Below are 16490 nucleotides of genomic sequence, written 5' to 3' on the forward strand. Positions count from 1 at the left end.
CGATACCGACGTTGTCGCGTTCCATGTTCAGGTCCATGCCCTTCACGCCGGCCTTCGGGTACTCGACCATTTCGCCCGCCTGGACGTTGTCGAGGCCGAACACGCGGGCGATGCCGTCACCGACGGACAGCACCTGCCCGACGTCGGAGACGTCGGCTTCTTCGCCGAAATTAGCGATCTGCGACTTGAGGATGGCCGAAATCTCGGCGGCGCGGATGTCCATGGGCTTACGCTCTCTTCAGGGCGAACTTGAGGGAGTCGAGCTTCGAACGAAGCGAAGCATCGAACAGTCGGGAACCGACCCGCACCTTGATGCCGCCCAGGATGGACGGATCGACGCGGGTCTCGATTTCAGGGTCTTTGCCGAGCGCGGTGCGCAGCGCGGCGGCCACGCCCTTGGCTTGGGCGGGGGTCAAGGCGACAGCCGAGGTGACCTGGGCGGAGACCGCCCCGCGCGCCTTGGCGGCGAGCACCTCGAAGCCCGCGATCACCGCCGGCAGCACCGAGGCGCGTCCATTGGCGGCCAGCAGGCCCAGGAATTTCTTGGTGGTGGCGTTGAGCTTCGCCTTCTCGGCGATGGCGGCCAGGGCTCGGCCCTTGTCCGCGGCGCTGAACGCCGGAGAGGCCAGCAGGGTATGGAAGTCCCGGCTGTCGGCGCGCATCTTCTTCAGCGCCTTCAGATCGGCCTCGACAGCCGCCAGCTTGTTTTCGTCGTTCGCGAGATCGAACAGGGCTTGGGCATATCTGCCGCCCACATTCGAAGCCTTGGAATCGTCCGCCACTTATTATGTCCGCCCGATGCGTGTCGAAAGCCGCGGCGGGGGAACCCACAGCGGCCTAAAGGCTTGAAAGCGCTTGGAAAAGCACATTGGCCGTCGGGACTGGTAGAGCCCCCTGGCCCGAAGCCGCGCGCCTGATAGCACGCGATTTTCGGCGCCGCAACCAAACCGGCCGCGACACCTTGGATTATACGGCCTTGGAACCCTCCGTAACGCGGCGAAACACCGCCGATCCGGTGGCCACGACCCCGCCCTCCGGGGTGAGCAGGCGTCCATAGGCGAAGACCAGGGTGCGGGTGGCCCGCTCGACAGCGGCCTCGACCATCACCGCGGCGCCCGGCGAAGCGGCCATTCCATAGTCCAGGGTCAGGGAGACTGGCTCGGCGCCGGGGCCCGCGACCTCCAGCAGCAGCGGCTCGATCAGACCCGCGACAGCCGCGGGCGCATCGCGCAGAACGGCCTGGCGGCGCAGGACTTGAGGCGGGGTGTCTGAGGTCATGGAGGCGGTCCCTTACGCGGGCGCGCGCGAAACTCAAAAGAAAAAGGACGCCGAGGGGGCATACCCCGGCGTCCTCAAGTTACAGGCTCGACTGGAAACAGCGGCTGGGAGGCGCGCCTATCGGAGCGCGAACCTGATCGTGGAGTCGGTGACTAGCGGTTGGCGACCTGGGTGGCCGGCAGAGCGGCCACGTTGCAGGCGCCCAGCTTGGTGTCGTCGAGCTGCTTGCGCGAACCACCGAAGGAGGCGACAGCGCCCAGTTCCTTGGCGAGGTCCTTGCAGGTCGAGGTGGCGTAGGTCCGCGAGGACGGCGCCGAGGCGACGCAGGTGTCGCCCTCGCAGAGGAAGACGGCGCCGCCCGCGATGACCTTGGTCTTCTCGACCAGCGGGGCTTGCAGCTTGGCGGTGATGGGCTCGCCGGCCAGGGCGGCGCCAGCGAACGAGACGGAGACAAGAGCGGCGCAGGCGGCCGCCAGGGTACGGAGCTTCATGGAAAGCCCTCCAGCGTTTCGGGGAGAAAAGGCAGGCTTGCGGCCTGGCTCGGCGCCTTCCGGGGAATTTCGCAACCAGTATCCCCACCGGCGGCGCGAAAAGAACTAAGCATCGCTAAGATAACACTGCTTAGATTGAGCGCAATCGCTTTTTTTTCGACCCCGCTATACAAAAATGAAGGGGTGAAATCCGGGCGGCGCCTTCCCATATGACGCTATCGCCGCGTGCGGACCCTGGCGCCCAGGCCAACGTTCATCTCTCGTCAATCTTGTCGCGCGTTTGGTGCGCCTAGGATATCAGTCGCCCCGGAGCGGGGGCGATCCACGGCGGACTTAGGACGACACATGGCCAATCCAGGACCGGGCTCGCGCCGGCCGGCCTCGCGCACCCCCTTCCAGGCCCTACTTTATTGGACGATGGTCCTGGGTGTCTGGGGCCTGATCTTCGTGGTGGCCTTCTTCGCGGTCTTCGCGGTCGACCTGCCCGATACCTCCAAGCTCTACGACGTGGAGCGCCAGCCCTCGATCTCGTATCTGGACCAGTCCGGCGCCATGGTGGCGGTGCGCGGCAGCCAGTACGCGCCGCCCGTCGACCTGGACAAGCTGCCGCCGCACGTGCCCAAGGCGTTCGTGGCCATCGAGGACCGTTGGTTCTATTGGCACTTCGGGTTCAATCCGTGGGGCATAGTCCGCTCGCAGATCTACAACTCCACCCACAAGGGCGGCCCCCTGCGCGGGGGCTCGACCATCACCCAGCAGCTCGCCCGCAACCTGTTCCTGACGCCGAACCAGAACTATCGCCGCAAGGCCCAGGAATTGATCCTGGCCATGTGGCTGGAGGCCAAGTTCACCAAGAAGGAGATCCTGGCCCTCTATCTGAACCGGGTCTATTTCGGCGCCGGCGCCTATGGCATCGAGGCCGCCAGCCAACGCTATTTCGGCAAGCCCGCCAGCCAGCTCACCCTCGGAGAGAGCGCCCTGCTGGCCGGCACCATGAAGGGTCCTTCGCGCTACTCGCCCCTGGCCTCGGCCGACCGGGCCGAACAGCGCGCCAACATCGTTCTGAACGAGATGGTCCGCATGGGCGCCATCACCGCCCAGGAGCGCGACGAGGCCTTCAAGACGCCTGTGCGGGTCAACCCTACCCTGTCCAGCCAGCGCGCCCAGTACTTCACCGACTGGGTGGACGATCAGGTCCGCTCCCTGGTCGGCGAGCCCACCGAAGATCTGGTCGTCGAGACCACTCTGGACCTGCCGATCCAGACCGCGGCCGAGCAGGCGATCCGCAAGGGCGTCGCCGCCGCCAAGGGCCAGGGCGTCCAACAGGCGGCGCTGGTCGCCATCGACGGCGAGGGCCGCATCCGGGCCTATGTGGGCGGCGTCTCCTATGAAGAGAGCCAGTTCGACCGCGCCACCATGGCCAAGCGCCAGGCGGGCTCGGCGTTCAAGCCCTTCGTCTACCTCACCGCCATGGAGAACGGCCGCACCCCCGACGTGGTCGTGGTCGATGAGCCACTGAAGATCGGCAACTGGGAGCCGCGCAACTATACCGGCGACTTCCGCGGCCAGATGACCCTGCAGACGGCGCTGGCCCAGTCCATCAACACCGTGGCCGCCCGGCTGGCCAACGAGGTCGGGACCGGCAATGTGGCCTCGACCGCCCGGCGACTGGGGATCACGTCGCACATCCAGCTCGACCCTTCGATGGCGCTGGGCGCCGTCGAGGTGAGCCCGCTGGAGATGGCCCAAGCCTATGCGCCGTTCTCCAACGGCGGCTTCCTGGCCAAGGGCTATGGCATCACCCGCATCCGCACCGCCTCGGGCAAGATTCTCTATGACCACGGGGTGGAGAAGGCGCAGCGCCAGGCAGTGATCGGCTCACCCGCCCTGCCCTACATGAACCAGATGATGCGCCAGGTGATCGCGTCGGGCACCGGAACCCGCGCCAACGTTCCGGGATACGATCTCGCGGGCAAGACGGGCACCACCAGCGACTACCGCGACGCCTGGTTCGTCGGCTACACGGGCGGCTTCGTCACGGCCGTCTGGGTCGGCAAGGACGACAACAAGCCGATGAAGCGGGTCACCGGCGGCAATGCCCCGGCCGGCATCTGGCGCGACTTCATGGCCTCGGCCCTGCCGCGCCTCAAGACCCAGCCCATCCCGGGCGGGCTGCCCGGACCGCCCGAGAACGAAGACCCCATCGGCGATGTCATCGACGGAATCGCCGACGCGGTGGCTGGCGGCGACCCTGAGCCCGCGCCGGTCGAACGGGCGCCGGCCGAGGTTCCCTTCTAGGCCAACCTAGCGCCCGAAGGCGTGGAGCCTCGCACCCTCCGCGCGCAGCCAAGCGCGATGGGGTTTCTCGTCGCCGACCAGGGCCTCGACATGGGCCCAGAAGCGCGGGCCGTGGTTCAGCTCCAGCAGGTGGGCGCATTCGTGGGCGACCACGTAGTCGGCGACCTCGAACGTCGCCAGCGCCAGGCGCCAGGAATAGCGGATCGCCGCGGGCTTGCCTGGCAGGCCGGGGCGGCATGAGCCCCATCGCGCGCGGGCGTCCATCACCGCGACGCTGGGCAGCTTCGCCCCCAGCCGGGCGCAATGGAACGCCGTGCGTTCGGAGAACACCCGGAGGGCCTCGCGCTTGACGATGCGGATCACGGCGTTGGCGTAGACCGCCCCATCGCCACGCGCCGAAATGCGGGCCGGCTCATCGGCCGTGGCCGGATGGAGGCGCGCCGGCTTGCCGCTGGCCTCCAGGCGGCAGGGCTGCCCGAACAGGGTGATGGTCATGCCGGGCGCGATGGCCTCGGATCGCGGCAGCTCGGCCAGACGCTCGGCGATCCAGCCCGCGCGGTCCCGGGCGAAGGCGGCGGCTTCCGACAGCCGCCGCGCGCTAGGCGCGGTGGCGACGATCTCGCGCTTGGTGCGGTCAAGGCGCAGGGAGACGCGGCGCGCGCGGGCGTGGACTTTCAGGCGGACCACGGCGCCGGCCACCTCCAGCCGATCGCCATCGGCCAGGGTGGGTCCGAACAGGCTCATGAGCCCTATCTAGGCTGCGTCGCGCTTCTTTTCGATGCCCGCTTCCTGGCGGCGAATGAAAGCACGGACCCGAGGATAGATCTCCTCGCGGAAGCGTCGGCCGTTGAACACCCCGTAGTGGCCCACATGCGGCTGCACATAGTCCTCCTTGAAGTCGTCCGAGAGCCCCGTGCAAAGCGCGTGCGCCGCCTGGGTCTGGCCGATGCCGGAGATGTCGTCGTTCTCGCCCTCGACCGTCAGCAGGCCGATATCGCGGATGGAGCCCGGCTGCACCGGGCGGCCGCGATGGATCAGCTCGCCCTTGGGCAGCAGGTAGCTCTGGAACACATAGTCGATGGTCTGGAGATAGAACTCCTCGGGCAGGTCCAGCACCGAGAGATACTCGTCGTAGAACTCCAGGTGCTTCTCGGCGGAGTCGCCGTCGCCGGCCATCAGGTCCTTGAGGTACTGCTTGTGGGCGCCCTCGTGCTTTTCCTTGTTCATCGACATGAAGCTGTAGAGCTGCACGAAGCCCGGATATACGCGGCGGCCCATCCCCGGATAGGGCGCGGGCACGGCGTCGATCATGTTGGATTTGAACCAGGCGAAGGGCTTTTCCTCGGCCAGCTTGTTGGTGACCGTCGGCGACAGGCGCGCGTCGATGGGCGAACCCATGATGGTCATGGTGCCCGGACGGCTTTCCTCGTCATCCTCCGACATCAGGGCCGCGGCGGCCAGGACGGCGGGGCCCGGCTGGCAGACGGCGACCACGTGCGGGCGGGGGCCCAGGAGGCGCAGCATGTCGCGGACATGGTCAACGAAGTCGTGGAAGTCGAAACGGCCTTCCATCAGAGGCACGTCGCGGGCGTTGGACCAGTCGGTGATGAACACCTCGTGGTCCTGCAGGAAGGCCTCGACCGTGCCGCGCAGCAGGGTGGCGTAGTGGCCGGAAAGCGGGGCGACGATCAGCACCGCGGGCTCCAGCTCGCGGCGGCCGGCCTTGCGCATGTCGGACATGTCGCGGCTGAAGTGGATCATCTTCACCCATGGGGTCGACGACACCACGGTGGGTCGGACGCGCACCGGCTTGCCGTCGATCTCGACGCTGTCGATGTTCCAGGCGGGCTTGCCGTAGCGGCGGGTGAGGTTGGCGAAAAGGTCGGCGTTGGCGAAGAGCCGGCGGCCCAGATCGCTGTCCTTGGCGGGATTCAGCGGCGAAGACCAGAAGTCGCGCATGGCCCGCGTGGCGAACCGGAGCGGGGTGGAGGCGTAATAGCCTGCCTCGTAAAGCGTATAGAGCATCGTGAAAGACGTCCTCTTGCTGCGGCGCAGCGTAGCATGACCATACTTAAGGATGTCCAGCGGTAACCGGTTCCAAATGCGGCGCTTCGCCGCTACGGGCCGAATCGTCGGCAGCGCGCTTAGCCCATGGCCTGGCTGATCTGGCGGGCGATCTCCTCCGGGGAGATTCCGTAGGGCAGGATACGGTCGAACCGGCCCTTCGGGGTCATGAGGTAGGCCGGGGTTGAGTGGTCGACCAGGTAGTCGGGGCCCTCGCCGTTCTTCTTGTAGTAGGCGTGGTAGGCCTTGGCCACGACGGCGACCTGCTCCGGCGTGCCGGTCAGGCCGATCGTACCCGTGGGAAACGCCGGGCCGGCCAGATAGGTCTTCAGCTGGGCCGGGGTGTCGCGCTCGGGATCCACCGAGATGAACACCACCTGCATCCGCTGAGCCTTAGGGCCCAGCAGGTCCTGGGCGCGATCGAGGGCCTGGAGCGTGGTGGGACAGACGTCCGGGCAATAGGTGAAGCCGAAGAACACGACCGTCCACTTGCCGTTCAGCACCCGCTCGTCCACGGCCGCGCCGTCCTGGTTCACGAGCTGGAACGGGCCGCCGACCGCGGCGGGGGGCGGGCGATCTAGGGCGCCGGTGCGCCAGGCGATCCCGGCCAGGACGACGAGCCCCACGAGGCAGGCGGCGATCAGGACCAGGTGTCGGCGTTTCATGGGCGGCCTCAAGGGGCTTTGGGGCTCGTCAGGCGGAGCGTAACGCGCGATGGTCGCGCGTGCCCAGGAGCAACCCTTCGCCGCCGACGCCTTCGCCCGGCCTCGATAGGCAAAGCGCCACGCCCGCGCAAGCCGGCGCGGACTGGGGCATGGGCGGGGCTCTGGGCGGGCGCCTGCGCCTGCGCACCCTGGTCACCCTGCGATGGATGATCGTGGCCGGCGAGTTGCTGCTGCTGGCGGTGGCGGGCCTGGGGTTCGGTTTCAGCGCGCCCTATCCCTTCTGTTTCGCGGTGGTGGGCGCCGCGGCCTGGGTGAATCTGCTGACGGGGGTCGCCTCGCCGGGCCAGCGCCTGATCGGCGACTGGGAGGCGGTGGGTCAGCTCAGCTTCGACATCGCCCAGATTTCCACCCTGCTGTTCCTGACCGGCGGCACGGCCAACCCCTTCGTCCTCATGCTGATCGCCCCCGTGACCCTGGCGGCGGCCACCCTGGCGCCACGAGCCGTCACAGCCGTCGGCGCCGGCGCGATCACGGCTTCGGTGGCGCTGGCTTTCCTGCACCTGCCGTTGCCCAGCGCGCCGGGCGTCGTCATCCAGCTGCCCTTCAGCTTCATGCTGGGGGCCGCCGTGGCCAATGTGGCGGGGATCATCGTCATCGCCGGAAATGTGCGCCAGGCGGCCGAGGAGTCCTCTCGCATGGCCCTGGCGCTGGATGTGACCCAGGCGGTGCTGGCTCGCGAGCAGCGGCTCTCGGCCCTGGGCGCCCTGGCGGCGGCGGCGGCCCATGAACTCGGCACGCCGCTCGCTACCATCTCCATCGTCGCCAAGGAGCTGGCTCGCGAGGCGCCGACCGCCCAGGTCAAGGAGGACGCCGACCTGCTGATCGCCCAGTCAGAGCGATGCCGAGAGATTCTGCGGCGGCTGACCGACGCGCCCGCCGCGGCCTCCGACGAGGTTCATGAGCGGATGAGCCTGCTGCAGCTGCTCAACGAGGTCATCGAGCCGCATGCCGATGTGCGCGGCGTGCGGGTGGAGGCGATCGTCTCCGGCGCGCCCGGCGTGGCCGCGCCCAATATCTGGCGGATGCCCGAGGTGCTGCACGCCATGACCTCGTTCGTGGAGAACGCGGTGGATTTCGCCGCCTCGGAAATCCTGGTCACGGTCCGCTTCGACGCCCAGAGCATCGGCATGGAGGTCCGCGACGACGGACCGGGATTCGCGCCGGAGGTGTTGGCCAAGCTGGGCGAACCCTATGTGACCAGCCGCCCGGGCGTGGCCGGCGGTCGAACCGGCCACATCGGCATGGGACTGGGTTTCTTCATCGCCAAGACATTGTTGGAACGAACCGGCGCTGTGGTGACTTTCCAGAACGGACGTCCGCGCGGCGCCGTCGTCGCGGCCCGTTGGCCAAGGGCGCGAATCGAGGCGCCGGGCGGAAACGGTTGAGGGCCGATGCGAAGGCCCTTGCGGATAAGCGACAAGCAGCGACATGATGCCGCAGGCAGCGTAGACGCCAACGCCCCTATCGGAGGTTGCGTATGACCGATCTCTCCGCCGACATCGCCGCACTGCCCGACCGAAGCTTGCTCGTCCTGGACGATGACGCTCCGTTGCGCACGAGGTTGGGCCGCGCCCTGGAGCAGCGGGGTTTCGAGCCCGTGCTGGTCGGCAGCGTCAGCGAGGCCCTGGCCGCGGTTAAGGCCCACCCCCCGGCCTACGCGGTGCTGGACATGCGGCTGGAGGACGGGACCGGCCTGAAGGTGGTGGAGGCGGTGCGCGACGCCCGCGCCGACGCCAAGGTCATAATGCTGACCGGCTACGGCAACATCGCAACGGCGGTGGCCGCGGTGAAATCCGGGGCCATAGACTATCTCTCCAAGCCCGCCGACGCCGACGACGTTGCCCGCGCCCTGCTGGCTCGTAAGGACGAGTCGCCGCCGCCGCCGGACAATCCGATGAGCGCCGACCGGGTCCGTTGGGAACACATCCAGCGGGTCTACGAGCTGTGCGGCCACAATGTCTCCGAGACGGCCCGGCGGTTGAACATGCACCGGCGAACCCTGCAGCGCATCCTGGCCAAGCGCGCGCCACGGTAGGGCGGCCTACCCCTCCAGCTCCGTCGCCGCGACGCCCGCCGCGCGTAGAGCGGCCAAGCGGCCGAAGGCGATGATCAGCGCCTTGCGTCGCGCGCCGGCCAGGGAAACCACCGGCGCCTCGCGCAGGACCGCGCCGCCGAAGCCGTCGCACACGATCAGCCCTGGCTGCTCGGGCAGGATTTCACGGGGGAACTCCGGCGCCACGGCGAAGGCGAAGCTGTCGCAATACGGCATGTACTCATGCCATTTGCGGTCGACCCGATAGTCCTCGAGTCCCGACTTCACCTCGACGATGACGATCTGGCCCCTGGGCGACAGGGCCATCAGGTCGGCGCGCCGGCCGTTGGGCAGGGTGACCTCGGCCAGGGGCGCATAGCGCATCTCGGCCAGCAGCCGCGCCGCGCCGCGGGTGACGGCGGCGGTGATCTCAGGCCGGCTGACGGTGACGATGGTGACGCCCATGCCGGAATTTATGTTCCGGCTTCGTTCCAGGCGCAAGCCCCCTCAGTTCTTGGCGGGCTGCGGGAATTCCAGGCGGGCGACGTCGTAGCCGAGCTGCTTCACCCGCGCCACGGCCTGCGCCTTGATCGCGCTGGGCAGGGTGGGACGCTGCGACATCAGCCACATGGCCCGACCGCCGGGCGTGCCCAGGATGAGCCAGCCCTGGTCGGGCCGATGTTCCAGGACCCAATACTCCTGCTTCACCACGCCGCCGAAGAAGGTCATCTGAAGCTTGGCGTTGGTCTTCGGGTCGATGACCTTGGCCTTGGCCTTCCACTCGGTGGCTGGGGCGGCGAGCGAACCCTTGTGACAAGCCTGGAGAACCGAGAAGCCCTCGCCGTTGCGCACCCAGTCCGAGGTGCCGCCCTGGCAGCCGGTCTGGATCTTGTTGGGAAGGCGCGCGACCTCGTACCAGCGACCTGTGATCTTGGTCAGCTCGATCCGCTCGGTGGGCGGAGGCGGGGCGGCCAGGGCCGGGACGGCGGCGATGCACAGCGCCGCGAACGCGAAACACGCGGCGACGAAGGCGAGGGACAGGCTGGGCAGGCGCATGGACGGTATCGCTAACGCTTCGTGAAGGAAAAGAAAACGCCCGCGGATCCTGCCCGCGGGCGCATGAACCTCACCCCAACGAAATCGGGCTATTCCGCGGCGATCGAGACGTTGGCCGCGACGCGATCCTTGAAGTTGATCTTCTGGAGGTACTTGATCCCCTCTTCGGCGATGTCGTCGCCGACCATCTTGTCGCCCTCGGCCTTCAGTTCCTCCATGTCGACATACATGCCGTAGAAGGCGCGGGTGCGGTCGGTGATGATCCCGGCGTTGAGCTGGGTCTTGTTGAGCACGCGGAAGATGTTGCTGGCTTCCTTCATGTCCTCGCGCCGCGCCTCGTCGGTGGCGATCAGCTGGATCTCGGCCAGGACGCGGGCCGGATCGAGGCCGAACTCCTCATAGAGCGCGACCTGTTCCGACGGTGAGACCAGGTTGAACAGCACCGCCTGGAAGCAATGGGCGGCCCAGTCCTCGACGATGATGTGCTCGGCTTCGCTCAGCTTGGGGATGGTGCGGTCGGCCCAGATCTTCCCGAACTTGTGGTGGAAGGCCTCGTCCGTCATGACGAGCTGCATGAGTTGGCGGCCCAGCGGGTCGTTGAGCTTCTGGTAGAAGGTGGCGAAGGCGCCCATGGCCAGACCCTCCACCAGCATCTGCATGCCGATGATCTTCTTGTAGACCTCGGGGCTGCCGATGATGTCGACCAGCAGGTCCTGCAGCACCTTGCTGCACGCCACCGGTCGGCCCCAGCGGGCCTTGATATATTTTGCGAAGGCCGTAACGTGGCGGGCCTCTTCGCGGGTTTGGTTGGCCGCGTACTCCTGCGCGCCCTGGTCCAGCAGGACGTGGCACAGGCTGGCCGACAGGTTCAGCGCGCCCTGTTCGCCGTGCAGGATCGAGGAGAAGGAATAGAGCAGCGACTTGTTGAGGAACTGCGCCCGGAGCGCCGGGGTGTTCAGCTTTTCCTTCACATAGTCCGTTTGCAGGGCGGCGCTAAGCTCCTCGGGCATCAGCGGCTCGTTCTCCATGTCCCAGGGGGCGGAGAAGTCGATGTACTTGGGGTCCAGCGGATCCCAGAAGTGGTCGTGGGTCGCCGAGATGATCTTGTCGAAGGCGGTCGAGCGGGCGTTGTAACGGTCGAGCTCCAGCATGGACTCGAAGTCGTCCGGCGCCACGGCGTCGTAGATCAGGTCCTTGGTGATGTTGCCGTCGGCGGCCATGGGGTCCTCTTGGGCTGCAGCGTGGCGCGAAGGTCACCACCGCGGGTGACGGCCGTCAAAGGAAAATGACGCACCCGTCAGATTTGTAATCATCCTACAGACCTCGAATCGAAAACGCCCGCAGGTCTGGAGACCCGCGGGCGCGAACTCGAAGCTTAGAGGTAAGGCCTACTCGGCGGCGATGGAGATCGCCTGGACGGCCCGGTCCTTGAAGTTGATCTCCTGCAGGTACTTGATGCCCTCTTCGGCGATGTCGTCGCCGACCATCCGCTCGCCTTCGCCGCGCAGCTCGTCCAGGTCCACGTAGGTGGCGTAGAAGGCCTTGGTCCGGTCGGTGATGATGCCGGCGTTGAGCAGGGTCTTCACCAGCACGCGGAAGATGTTGGTCTGCTCCTTCATGTTCTCGCGACGGGTTTCGTCGGTGACCATCAGGGCCATCTCGGCGATCACCTTCTCCGGATCCAGGCCGAACTCCTCATAGAGGTCGCGCTGCTGCGACGGGGAGACCAGGTTGAACAGCAGGGTCTGGAAGCAGTGCGCCGCCCAGTTCTCGATGATCTCGTGCTCGGCCTCGCTCAGGTGCGGGATGGTGCGGTCGGCCCAGATCTTCCCGAACTTATGGTGGAAGGCCTCGTCGGTCATCACCAGTTGCAACAGGCGCTTGCCGGTCGGATCATTGATATTGTTGAAGAAGGTGGCGAAGGCGCCCATGGCCAGGCCTTCCACCAGCATCTGCATGCCGATGATCTTCTTGTAGACCTCGGGGCTGCCGATGATGTCGACCAGCAGGGTCTTCAGCGTCGGACCGCATTCCACCGGGCGGCCCCAGCGGGCCTTGATGTACTTGGCGAAGGCCGTGACGTGGCGGGCCTCTTCGCGGGTCTGGTTGGCCGCGTATTCCTGCGCGCCCTGGTCCTTCAGCACATGGCAGAGGCTGGCCGACAGGTTCAGCGCACCCTGCTCGCCGTGCAGGATCGAGGAGAACGAGCGCAGGGCCGACTGGTTGACGAACCGAACGCGGGTCTTGTGGTCCTTCAGGTGGTTGGACACGTAGTCGGTGGACATCGAGATGATCATGTCCTCGGGGAGGATCATCTCGTTTTCCATGTCGAAGGGCTCGTCGAAGTCGATGTACTTCTTGTCGAGCGGATCCCAGAAGTGGTCGTGGGTGGCCGAGATGATCTTGTCGAACGCCGTCGAGCGGGCGTTGTAGCGGTCCAGCTCCAGCATGGACTCGAAGTCGTCCGGCGCCACGGCGTCGTAGATGATGTCCTTGGTGATGTTGCCGTCGGCGGCCATGGGCAGATCCTTTTGGTGGGCGCGCACGCAGGCGGCCACGGTTTCCTCTTGGCCCGACCGTCTCAAGAGAACGATGATCAGTCAAGAAAAATGACGCTAGCGTCATCTTCTTAAGGGGCGGTTATCCGTACCTACGCCGGGCCCTAGTCGGCGGCGTCTTCGATGGCGTGGATGTCGTCGTCCGAAAGGCCGAAATGGTGGCCGATCTCGTGGACTAGGACGTGGGCCACCAGGTCCGCCAGCGAAATGTCGCCGCGCTCGGCCCATTCGTCGAGGATGGGGCGGCGGTAGAGGAAGATGCGCGAAGGCTCAGGGCTGGGGTCGAAGACCGATCGGTGGCCCAGGTCGACCCCCTGGTAGAGGCCGGTCAGTTCGAAGGCGTCGGGGATACCCAGCTCGTCCAACACCTCCTCGGCGGCGAAATCGTCGACGCGGAAGACCACCTCTCCGGCCATGTCGCGGAAGCCCTGCGGCAGGGCGGCGAAGGCGGCCTGCGCCAAGTCGGCGAGATCGTCGAGGGAAGGCGCGGGGCCGCGATAGGGATCACTCATCGGGGACGATGATATGCGGCGACTCGGGCAGGCGCGTCTCGAAAAGTCCGATATCGAGGGGTTGCTGCGGCTTCACCGCCTGCAAGGGCTGGCGGGTCAGGGCCCGCACCGCTTCGGAATCGAGGCTGTGACGGCCCTGGCGGCGGGCCTGGCGCGCCTGGGGACCGTCCGGCGCGCGCGCCGGCGCGGCGCCGATCCGCCAATAGGAGATCACCAGGCGCCAGGCTGTGTCGGGGGCGGCCTGGGCCGCCGGCCAGCGGCGGCCGTCCTGATAGCTGGGCAGGAGCGGCGCGGGGGCGCGGGTCTTGGCCGCCGCCAAGGTCTGCGCCAGCCGCAGGAAACGATCCTCGGGCGGCAGGCTGGCGGTGCGGCCAGGACGCTCGTCCTCGAGCCGCCCGACATAGGCGTCCAGAGCCGCCTCGCGGGTGGCGAAGCGCGCGCCGACCGGCTCGCTGACGAAGCTGACCGACTCTCCGGCCAGGCCCTCAGCCTCGCGTTCACGCGCGGCGCGGGCGATCGGCGCCGAAAGCGCCTGTTCTGCGTTGGCCGCCACGGGGTAGAGGATCGCCGTCATGGTTCCGATCATCGCCCAAAACCCAGGACCGGAATATGGTGATCCGATGATTCGCTGTCGACGAGGACGAGCGTCGATGGGGCGCGGATGAGCGAGCACGAACTGATCCTGGCCGCCGCGGCCGGAGCCGTCATGCTGGCCATCTGCGCCACCCTGCTCGCCCTGGCCCAGCGCCGGCAGGGCGAGGCGCGGATCGAGGCCCTGCGTCAGCAGATCGCCGGCCTGGAACTGGGCGCCGAAGCGGCCCAGGCCTCCGCCGAAGCCTTCGATTCCGCGCTGCTGGCGGTCCAGGACGGCCACGCCCTGCTAGCCTCCGGCGAGGAGAGCCTGGCGGTCTGCGTCACGGCGCTTGGCCTGCCCCACGCCGACCCACAGGGGGTGATGGCCGCCCTGATGCGCGCCGATCCCGACCACGCGCGGCGCCTGCGCGCCCTGTTCGAACGCGGCGAGGCCTGCGCCTTCGAGGTGCGCGGACCCGCCGGCGTGGTGGCGGTGGAAGGCCGCGCCGCTGGAGCCCTGGCCTGGCTGCGGCTCTCGGCCATCATCGGCGAGGACGCGGGCCTGCCCACCGCGCCCCGCTTCGCCGCCTTCCTCGACGCGCGCGCCACCCCCGCCTGGATCGCCGCGGCCGACGGCGCGCCCGTGTGGGTCAACAGCGCCTGGCTTGCGGCCGCCGGCGCGGCCAGCCTGGACGAGGCCGCCGCTCGCGGCGCCAGCTTCGACCGCGCGGCCGACACCCTGGCCAGCGAGGCCGCCAACCTGGGACAGAAGCGCGAGACCCTGCGCTGGAGCAGCCTGGGCGGCCGTCGCCGGGCCTTCCAGATCACCGCCCAACCGCTGGAAGGCGGCGGCGTCGGGGTCTGGACCGAGGACGTCACCGAGGCCGAGGAGATGCGCGAACTGCTGAAGCGCCAGCTCGCCGCCCATGACGAGACGCTCAACCACATCGCCGACGCCGTGGCGATCTTCGGCGAGGGCAAGAAGCTCATCTTCCATAACACCGCCTTCGCCGAGCTGTGGGGCCTGGAGCCCGCCTGGCTGGCCGAGCTGCCGACCCATGGCGAGGTTCTGGATCGCCTGCGCCAGCGCCGCCGCCTGCCCGAGACCGTCGACTACGCCAAGTGGAAGGCCGCCGAGCTCGACCGCTACGAGGACGTGGCCTCCTCCCCCGACGACCTGTGGAGCATCCCCGATGGCCGCACCCTGCGGGTCGTGCGCCAGCCCCACCCGATGGGCGGAGTGCTGCTGCTGTTCTCCGACATCACCGGGGAGCTGAAGCTGAAGGCGCAGTACAACGCGCTCATCCAGGTGCAGCAGGCCACCCTCGACAAGCTGAACGACGCGGTGGCGGTGTTCGGCTCGGACGGGCGTCTACGCCTGCACAACGAGGCCTTCGAGCGGTTCTGGAACATCACGCCCGCCCAACTGGAAGTGGCCCACGACTTCGAGGGCGTGGTGGAGCTGTGCATCCCGCGCCTGCACGACATGGGCTTCTGGCGTGAGCTGAAGGGCCGGGTGGCCGACACCGATCCCCAGGCCCGTGCGCCGATCTCAGGCGAGGTGAAGACCTCGGACTCGCGCATCGTGGTCTATCAGAGCCGGCCGCTGCCGGACGGGGCGACCCTGATCGCCTTCGCCGACGTCACCGACGCGCGCAAGCTGGAGAGCGCGCTGGCCGACCGTTCCGCCGCGCTGGCCGACGCCGAGCGACTGAAGCGCGACTTCGTGGGCAACGTCTCCTACGAGCTGCGTACGCCGCTCACCACCATCATCGGCTATTCTGAACTGCTGGAGCGCTCGGGCGAGAACCTGTCGGAGCGGGGGCGCGGGCACGCCGCGGCCGTGCGCACGGCGGCCACCCAGCTCGCCCGGTCCATCGACGACGTGCTGGACATGGCGCAGATCGACGCCGACGAGATGGCGCTGGACCTGGACGACGTCCGCGTCGCCGACCTGCTGAGCCAGACCGCCGGCCGCTGGACCCCTGAGGCCGAGGCCGCCGGGGTGACCATCAAGGTCGAGGCCGCCGACGACATCGGCCTAATCCGGGGCGACCAGAAGCGGCTGACCCAGGCCCTGGACCACCTGACCGAGAACGCCATCCGCCAGACCCCGCCGGACGGCCTCGTCACCATCGCCGCCCGTCGGGCCCAGGGCGAGATCCAGCTTCAGGTGACCGACACCGGCCGGGGCATCCCCTTCCACGTGCAGGCGCACATCTTCGACCGCTTCATCGGCCGCGAGCGCGGCGGGCCTGGCCTGGGCCTGGCCCTGGTCAAGGCGCTGGTGGAGCTGCACGGGGGCTGGGTGGCCCTGGAGAGCGAGCCGGGGGCCGGCGCCACCTTCACCTGCCACCTCCCCGAGACCGCCCAGGGCGCGGCGGGGCATCCGGAATTGAGCTTCTAGCGCAGGGCTCGGCGCGACCAGCCCGAATAGGTCATGGCCGCTGGGCCCGGGGCCTGGGCGTAGGCGTAGCCGGTGAGACCTGAGCTGCTCTGCAGGTGCAGGCGGACCACGGCGCCGGCCGGAGCCTGCAGCCGGAAACGCCAGCCCACCGGGGTGTTGGCCGCGTTCGGGAAGGCGGCCAGGACATCGGGCCGCGGATGGTCGGGAATGATGCTGACCACCGGGCGGTCGTCCACGTGTACGCTCACCAGGTCGATGGCGCAGCCGGGCGTGCGCTCCAGCGCCCAGCCGGCGTATTCGGTTTCGCCGGTGGGCAGTTGGGTCATGGTCTCGAAGCCGCCCATGGGCGAACTGGCGACCTTCAGACCCGAGAGGTCGACGCCCGGCGCGCCCATCACATAGAGGTCCTGGTTTTCGTAGAGTCCCTTGGGATAGCGCCGCCAGCTCGCGCCCGGACTGACCGCCTCGATGGCCGCGGCCACATAGGCCTCGGTCA

The 16490-nt window shown here is 68.1% G+C and carries 17 protein-coding genes and 1 pseudogene; 4 read left to right on the plus strand and 14 right to left on the minus strand.

The window, feature by feature from the left end:
- From RMO04_RS11060 to RMO04_RS11075, 4 genes and pseudogenes are all read right to left on the minus strand, one after another.
- Positions 1–223 (minus strand): annotated as a pseudogene (locus RMO04_RS11060) (F0F1 ATP synthase subunit alpha); the annotation flags it as partial.
- 4 nt (positions 224–227) lie between these two features.
- On the minus strand, positions 228–782 hold the full coding sequence (locus RMO04_RS11065) for a F0F1 ATP synthase subunit delta (protein ID WP_309644842.1): 555 nt from the start codon (positions 780–782) through the stop codon (positions 228–230).
- Positions 783–966: 184 nt separating this feature from the next.
- On the minus strand, positions 967–1278 hold the full coding sequence (locus RMO04_RS11070; protein ID WP_309644843.1) for a hypothetical protein: 312 nt from the start codon (positions 1276–1278) through the stop codon (positions 967–969).
- 152 nt (positions 1279–1430) lie between these two features.
- Complete coding sequence (locus tag RMO04_RS11075; protein WP_309644844.1) at positions 1431–1769, minus strand: CC_3452 family protein; 339 nt, start codon at positions 1767–1769, stop codon at positions 1431–1433.
- Between the two features lie 345 nt (positions 1770–2114).
- Here RMO04_RS11075 and RMO04_RS11080 point away from each other — a divergent pair, with 345 nt between their 5' ends.
- Positions 2115–4067, plus strand: a complete 1953-nt coding sequence (locus RMO04_RS11080) for a penicillin-binding protein 1A (RefSeq protein ID WP_309644845.1) — start codon at positions 2115–2117, stop codon at positions 4065–4067.
- A 6-nt stretch (positions 4068–4073) separates the two neighbouring features.
- Here the strand turns inward: RMO04_RS11080 and RMO04_RS11085 are convergent, their stop codons facing one another.
- From RMO04_RS11085 to RMO04_RS11095, 3 genes are all read right to left on the minus strand, one after another.
- Positions 4074–4811, minus strand: coding sequence for a SprT family zinc-dependent metalloprotease (locus RMO04_RS11085; RefSeq protein ID WP_309644846.1), 738 nt, complete (start codon positions 4809–4811; stop codon positions 4074–4076).
- 9 nt (positions 4812–4820) lie between these two features.
- A complete protein-coding gene (locus tag RMO04_RS11090) occupies positions 4821–6092 on the minus strand; it encodes a polyhydroxyalkanoate depolymerase (RefSeq protein ID WP_309644847.1) in 1272 nt (423 codons plus the stop codon).
- 119 nt (positions 6093–6211) lie between these two features.
- A complete protein-coding gene (locus tag RMO04_RS11095) occupies positions 6212–6796 on the minus strand; it encodes an SCO family protein (protein WP_309644848.1) in 585 nt (194 codons plus the stop codon).
- Between the two features lie 149 nt (positions 6797–6945).
- On the opposite strand from RMO04_RS11095, the gene RMO04_RS11100 reads away from it, so the two are divergent.
- Entirely contained in the window at positions 6946–8241 is a 1296-nt protein-coding gene (locus tag RMO04_RS11100) for an ActS/PrrB/RegB family redox-sensitive histidine kinase (RefSeq protein WP_309644849.1), read from the plus strand.
- A 92-nt stretch (positions 8242–8333) separates the two neighbouring features.
- Complete coding sequence (locus RMO04_RS11105) at positions 8334–8891, plus strand: ActR/PrrA/RegA family redox response regulator transcription factor (protein ID WP_309644850.1); 558 nt, start codon at positions 8334–8336, stop codon at positions 8889–8891.
- A 6-nt stretch (positions 8892–8897) separates the two neighbouring features.
- On the opposite strand, the gene mmcB is transcribed toward RMO04_RS11105, so the two are convergent.
- The 6 genes from mmcB to RMO04_RS11135 form a co-directional block, all read right to left on the minus strand.
- Positions 8898–9353, minus strand: a complete 456-nt coding sequence (mmcB, locus tag RMO04_RS11110) for a DNA repair putative endonuclease MmcB (RefSeq protein WP_309644851.1) — start codon at positions 9351–9353, stop codon at positions 8898–8900.
- A gap of 42 nt (positions 9354–9395) precedes the next feature.
- Positions 9396–9944, minus strand: coding sequence for a lipocalin family protein (locus tag RMO04_RS11115; RefSeq protein ID WP_309644852.1), 549 nt, complete (start codon positions 9942–9944; stop codon positions 9396–9398).
- 89 nt (positions 9945–10033) lie between these two features.
- Positions 10034–11164 (minus strand): ferritin-like domain-containing protein, encoded by a 1131-nt coding sequence (locus RMO04_RS11120; protein ID WP_309644853.1) that lies wholly within the window; start codon positions 11162–11164, stop codon positions 10034–10036.
- 168 nt (positions 11165–11332) lie between these two features.
- The gene (locus RMO04_RS11125) at positions 11333–12463 is read right to left on the minus strand and encodes a ferritin-like domain-containing protein (RefSeq protein WP_309644858.1); all 1131 of its coding nucleotides are present in this window, start codon (positions 12461–12463) and stop codon (positions 11333–11335) included.
- A 143-nt stretch (positions 12464–12606) separates the two neighbouring features.
- Positions 12607–13014, minus strand: a complete 408-nt coding sequence (locus RMO04_RS11130) for a metallopeptidase family protein (RefSeq protein WP_309644854.1) — start codon at positions 13012–13014, stop codon at positions 12607–12609.
- Positions 13007–13588, minus strand: coding sequence for a hypothetical protein (locus RMO04_RS11135; RefSeq protein ID WP_309644855.1), 582 nt, complete (start codon positions 13586–13588; stop codon positions 13007–13009). The genes RMO04_RS11130 and RMO04_RS11135 overlap by 8 nt, the downstream gene beginning before the upstream one ends.
- 87 nt (positions 13589–13675) lie before the next feature.
- Between RMO04_RS11135 and RMO04_RS11140 the strand changes: the two genes are divergently transcribed.
- Positions 13676–15994 carry an ATP-binding protein gene (locus RMO04_RS11140; protein ID WP_309644856.1) on the plus strand — a complete coding sequence of 773 codons (2319 nt, stop codon included), beginning with the start codon at positions 13676–13678 and terminating at the stop codon, positions 15992–15994.
- On the opposite strand, the gene RMO04_RS11145 is transcribed toward RMO04_RS11140, so the two are convergent.
- On the minus strand, positions 15991–16490 hold a 500-nt coding region (locus tag RMO04_RS11145; RefSeq protein ID WP_309644857.1), incomplete at its 5' end, for a hypothetical protein. The genes RMO04_RS11140 and RMO04_RS11145 overlap by 4 nt on opposite strands.

The sequence above is a fragment of the Phenylobacterium sp. genome (genome assembly GCF_031412415.1).
Taxonomy (GTDB): Bacteria; Pseudomonadota; Alphaproteobacteria; order Caulobacterales; family Caulobacteraceae; genus Phenylobacterium.

Coding starts and splice junctions, on each gene's coding strand:
- RMO04_RS11090 (WP_309644847.1), bottom strand. CDS start 6,092: ATGCTCTATACGCTTTACGAGGCAGGCTATTACGCCTCCACCCCGCTC.
- RMO04_RS11095 (WP_309644848.1), bottom strand. CDS start 6,796: ATGAAACGCCGACACCTGGTCCTGATCGCCGCCTGCCTCGTGGGGCTC.
- RMO04_RS11125 (WP_309644858.1), bottom strand. CDS start 12,463: ATGGCCGCCGACGGCAACATCACCAAGGACATCATCTACGACGCCGTG.
- RMO04_RS11135 (WP_309644855.1), bottom strand. CDS start 13,588: ATGACGGCGATCCTCTACCCCGTGGCGGCCAACGCAGAACAGGCGCTT.
- RMO04_RS11120 (WP_309644853.1), bottom strand. CDS start 11,164: ATGGCCGCCGACGGCAACATCACCAAGGACCTGATCTACGACGCCGTG.
- RMO04_RS11105 (WP_309644850.1), top strand. CDS start 8,334: ATGACCGATCTCTCCGCCGACATCGCCGCACTGCCCGACCGAAGCTTG.
- RMO04_RS11070 (WP_309644843.1), bottom strand. CDS start 1,278: ATGACCTCAGACACCCCGCCTCAAGTCCTGCGCCGCCAGGCCGTTCTG.
- RMO04_RS11080 (WP_309644845.1), top strand. CDS start 2,115: ATGGCCAATCCAGGACCGGGCTCGCGCCGGCCGGCCTCGCGCACCCCC.
- mmcB (WP_309644851.1), bottom strand. CDS start 9,353: ATGGGCGTCACCATCGTCACCGTCAGCCGGCCTGAGATCACCGCCGCC.
- RMO04_RS11075 (WP_309644844.1), bottom strand. CDS start 1,769: ATGAAGCTCCGTACCCTGGCGGCCGCCTGCGCCGCTCTTGTCTCCGTC.
- RMO04_RS11115 (WP_309644852.1), bottom strand. CDS start 9,944: ATGCGCCTGCCCAGCCTGTCCCTCGCCTTCGTCGCCGCGTGTTTCGCG.
- RMO04_RS11100 (WP_309644849.1), top strand. CDS start 6,946: ATGGGCGGGGCTCTGGGCGGGCGCCTGCGCCTGCGCACCCTGGTCACC.
- RMO04_RS11130 (WP_309644854.1), bottom strand. CDS start 13,014: ATGAGTGATCCCTATCGCGGCCCCGCGCCTTCCCTCGACGATCTCGCC.
- RMO04_RS11140 (WP_309644856.1), top strand. CDS start 13,676: ATGAGCGAGCACGAACTGATCCTGGCCGCCGCGGCCGGAGCCGTCATG.
- RMO04_RS11085 (WP_309644846.1), bottom strand. CDS start 4,811: ATGAGCCTGTTCGGACCCACCCTGGCCGATGGCGATCGGCTGGAGGTG.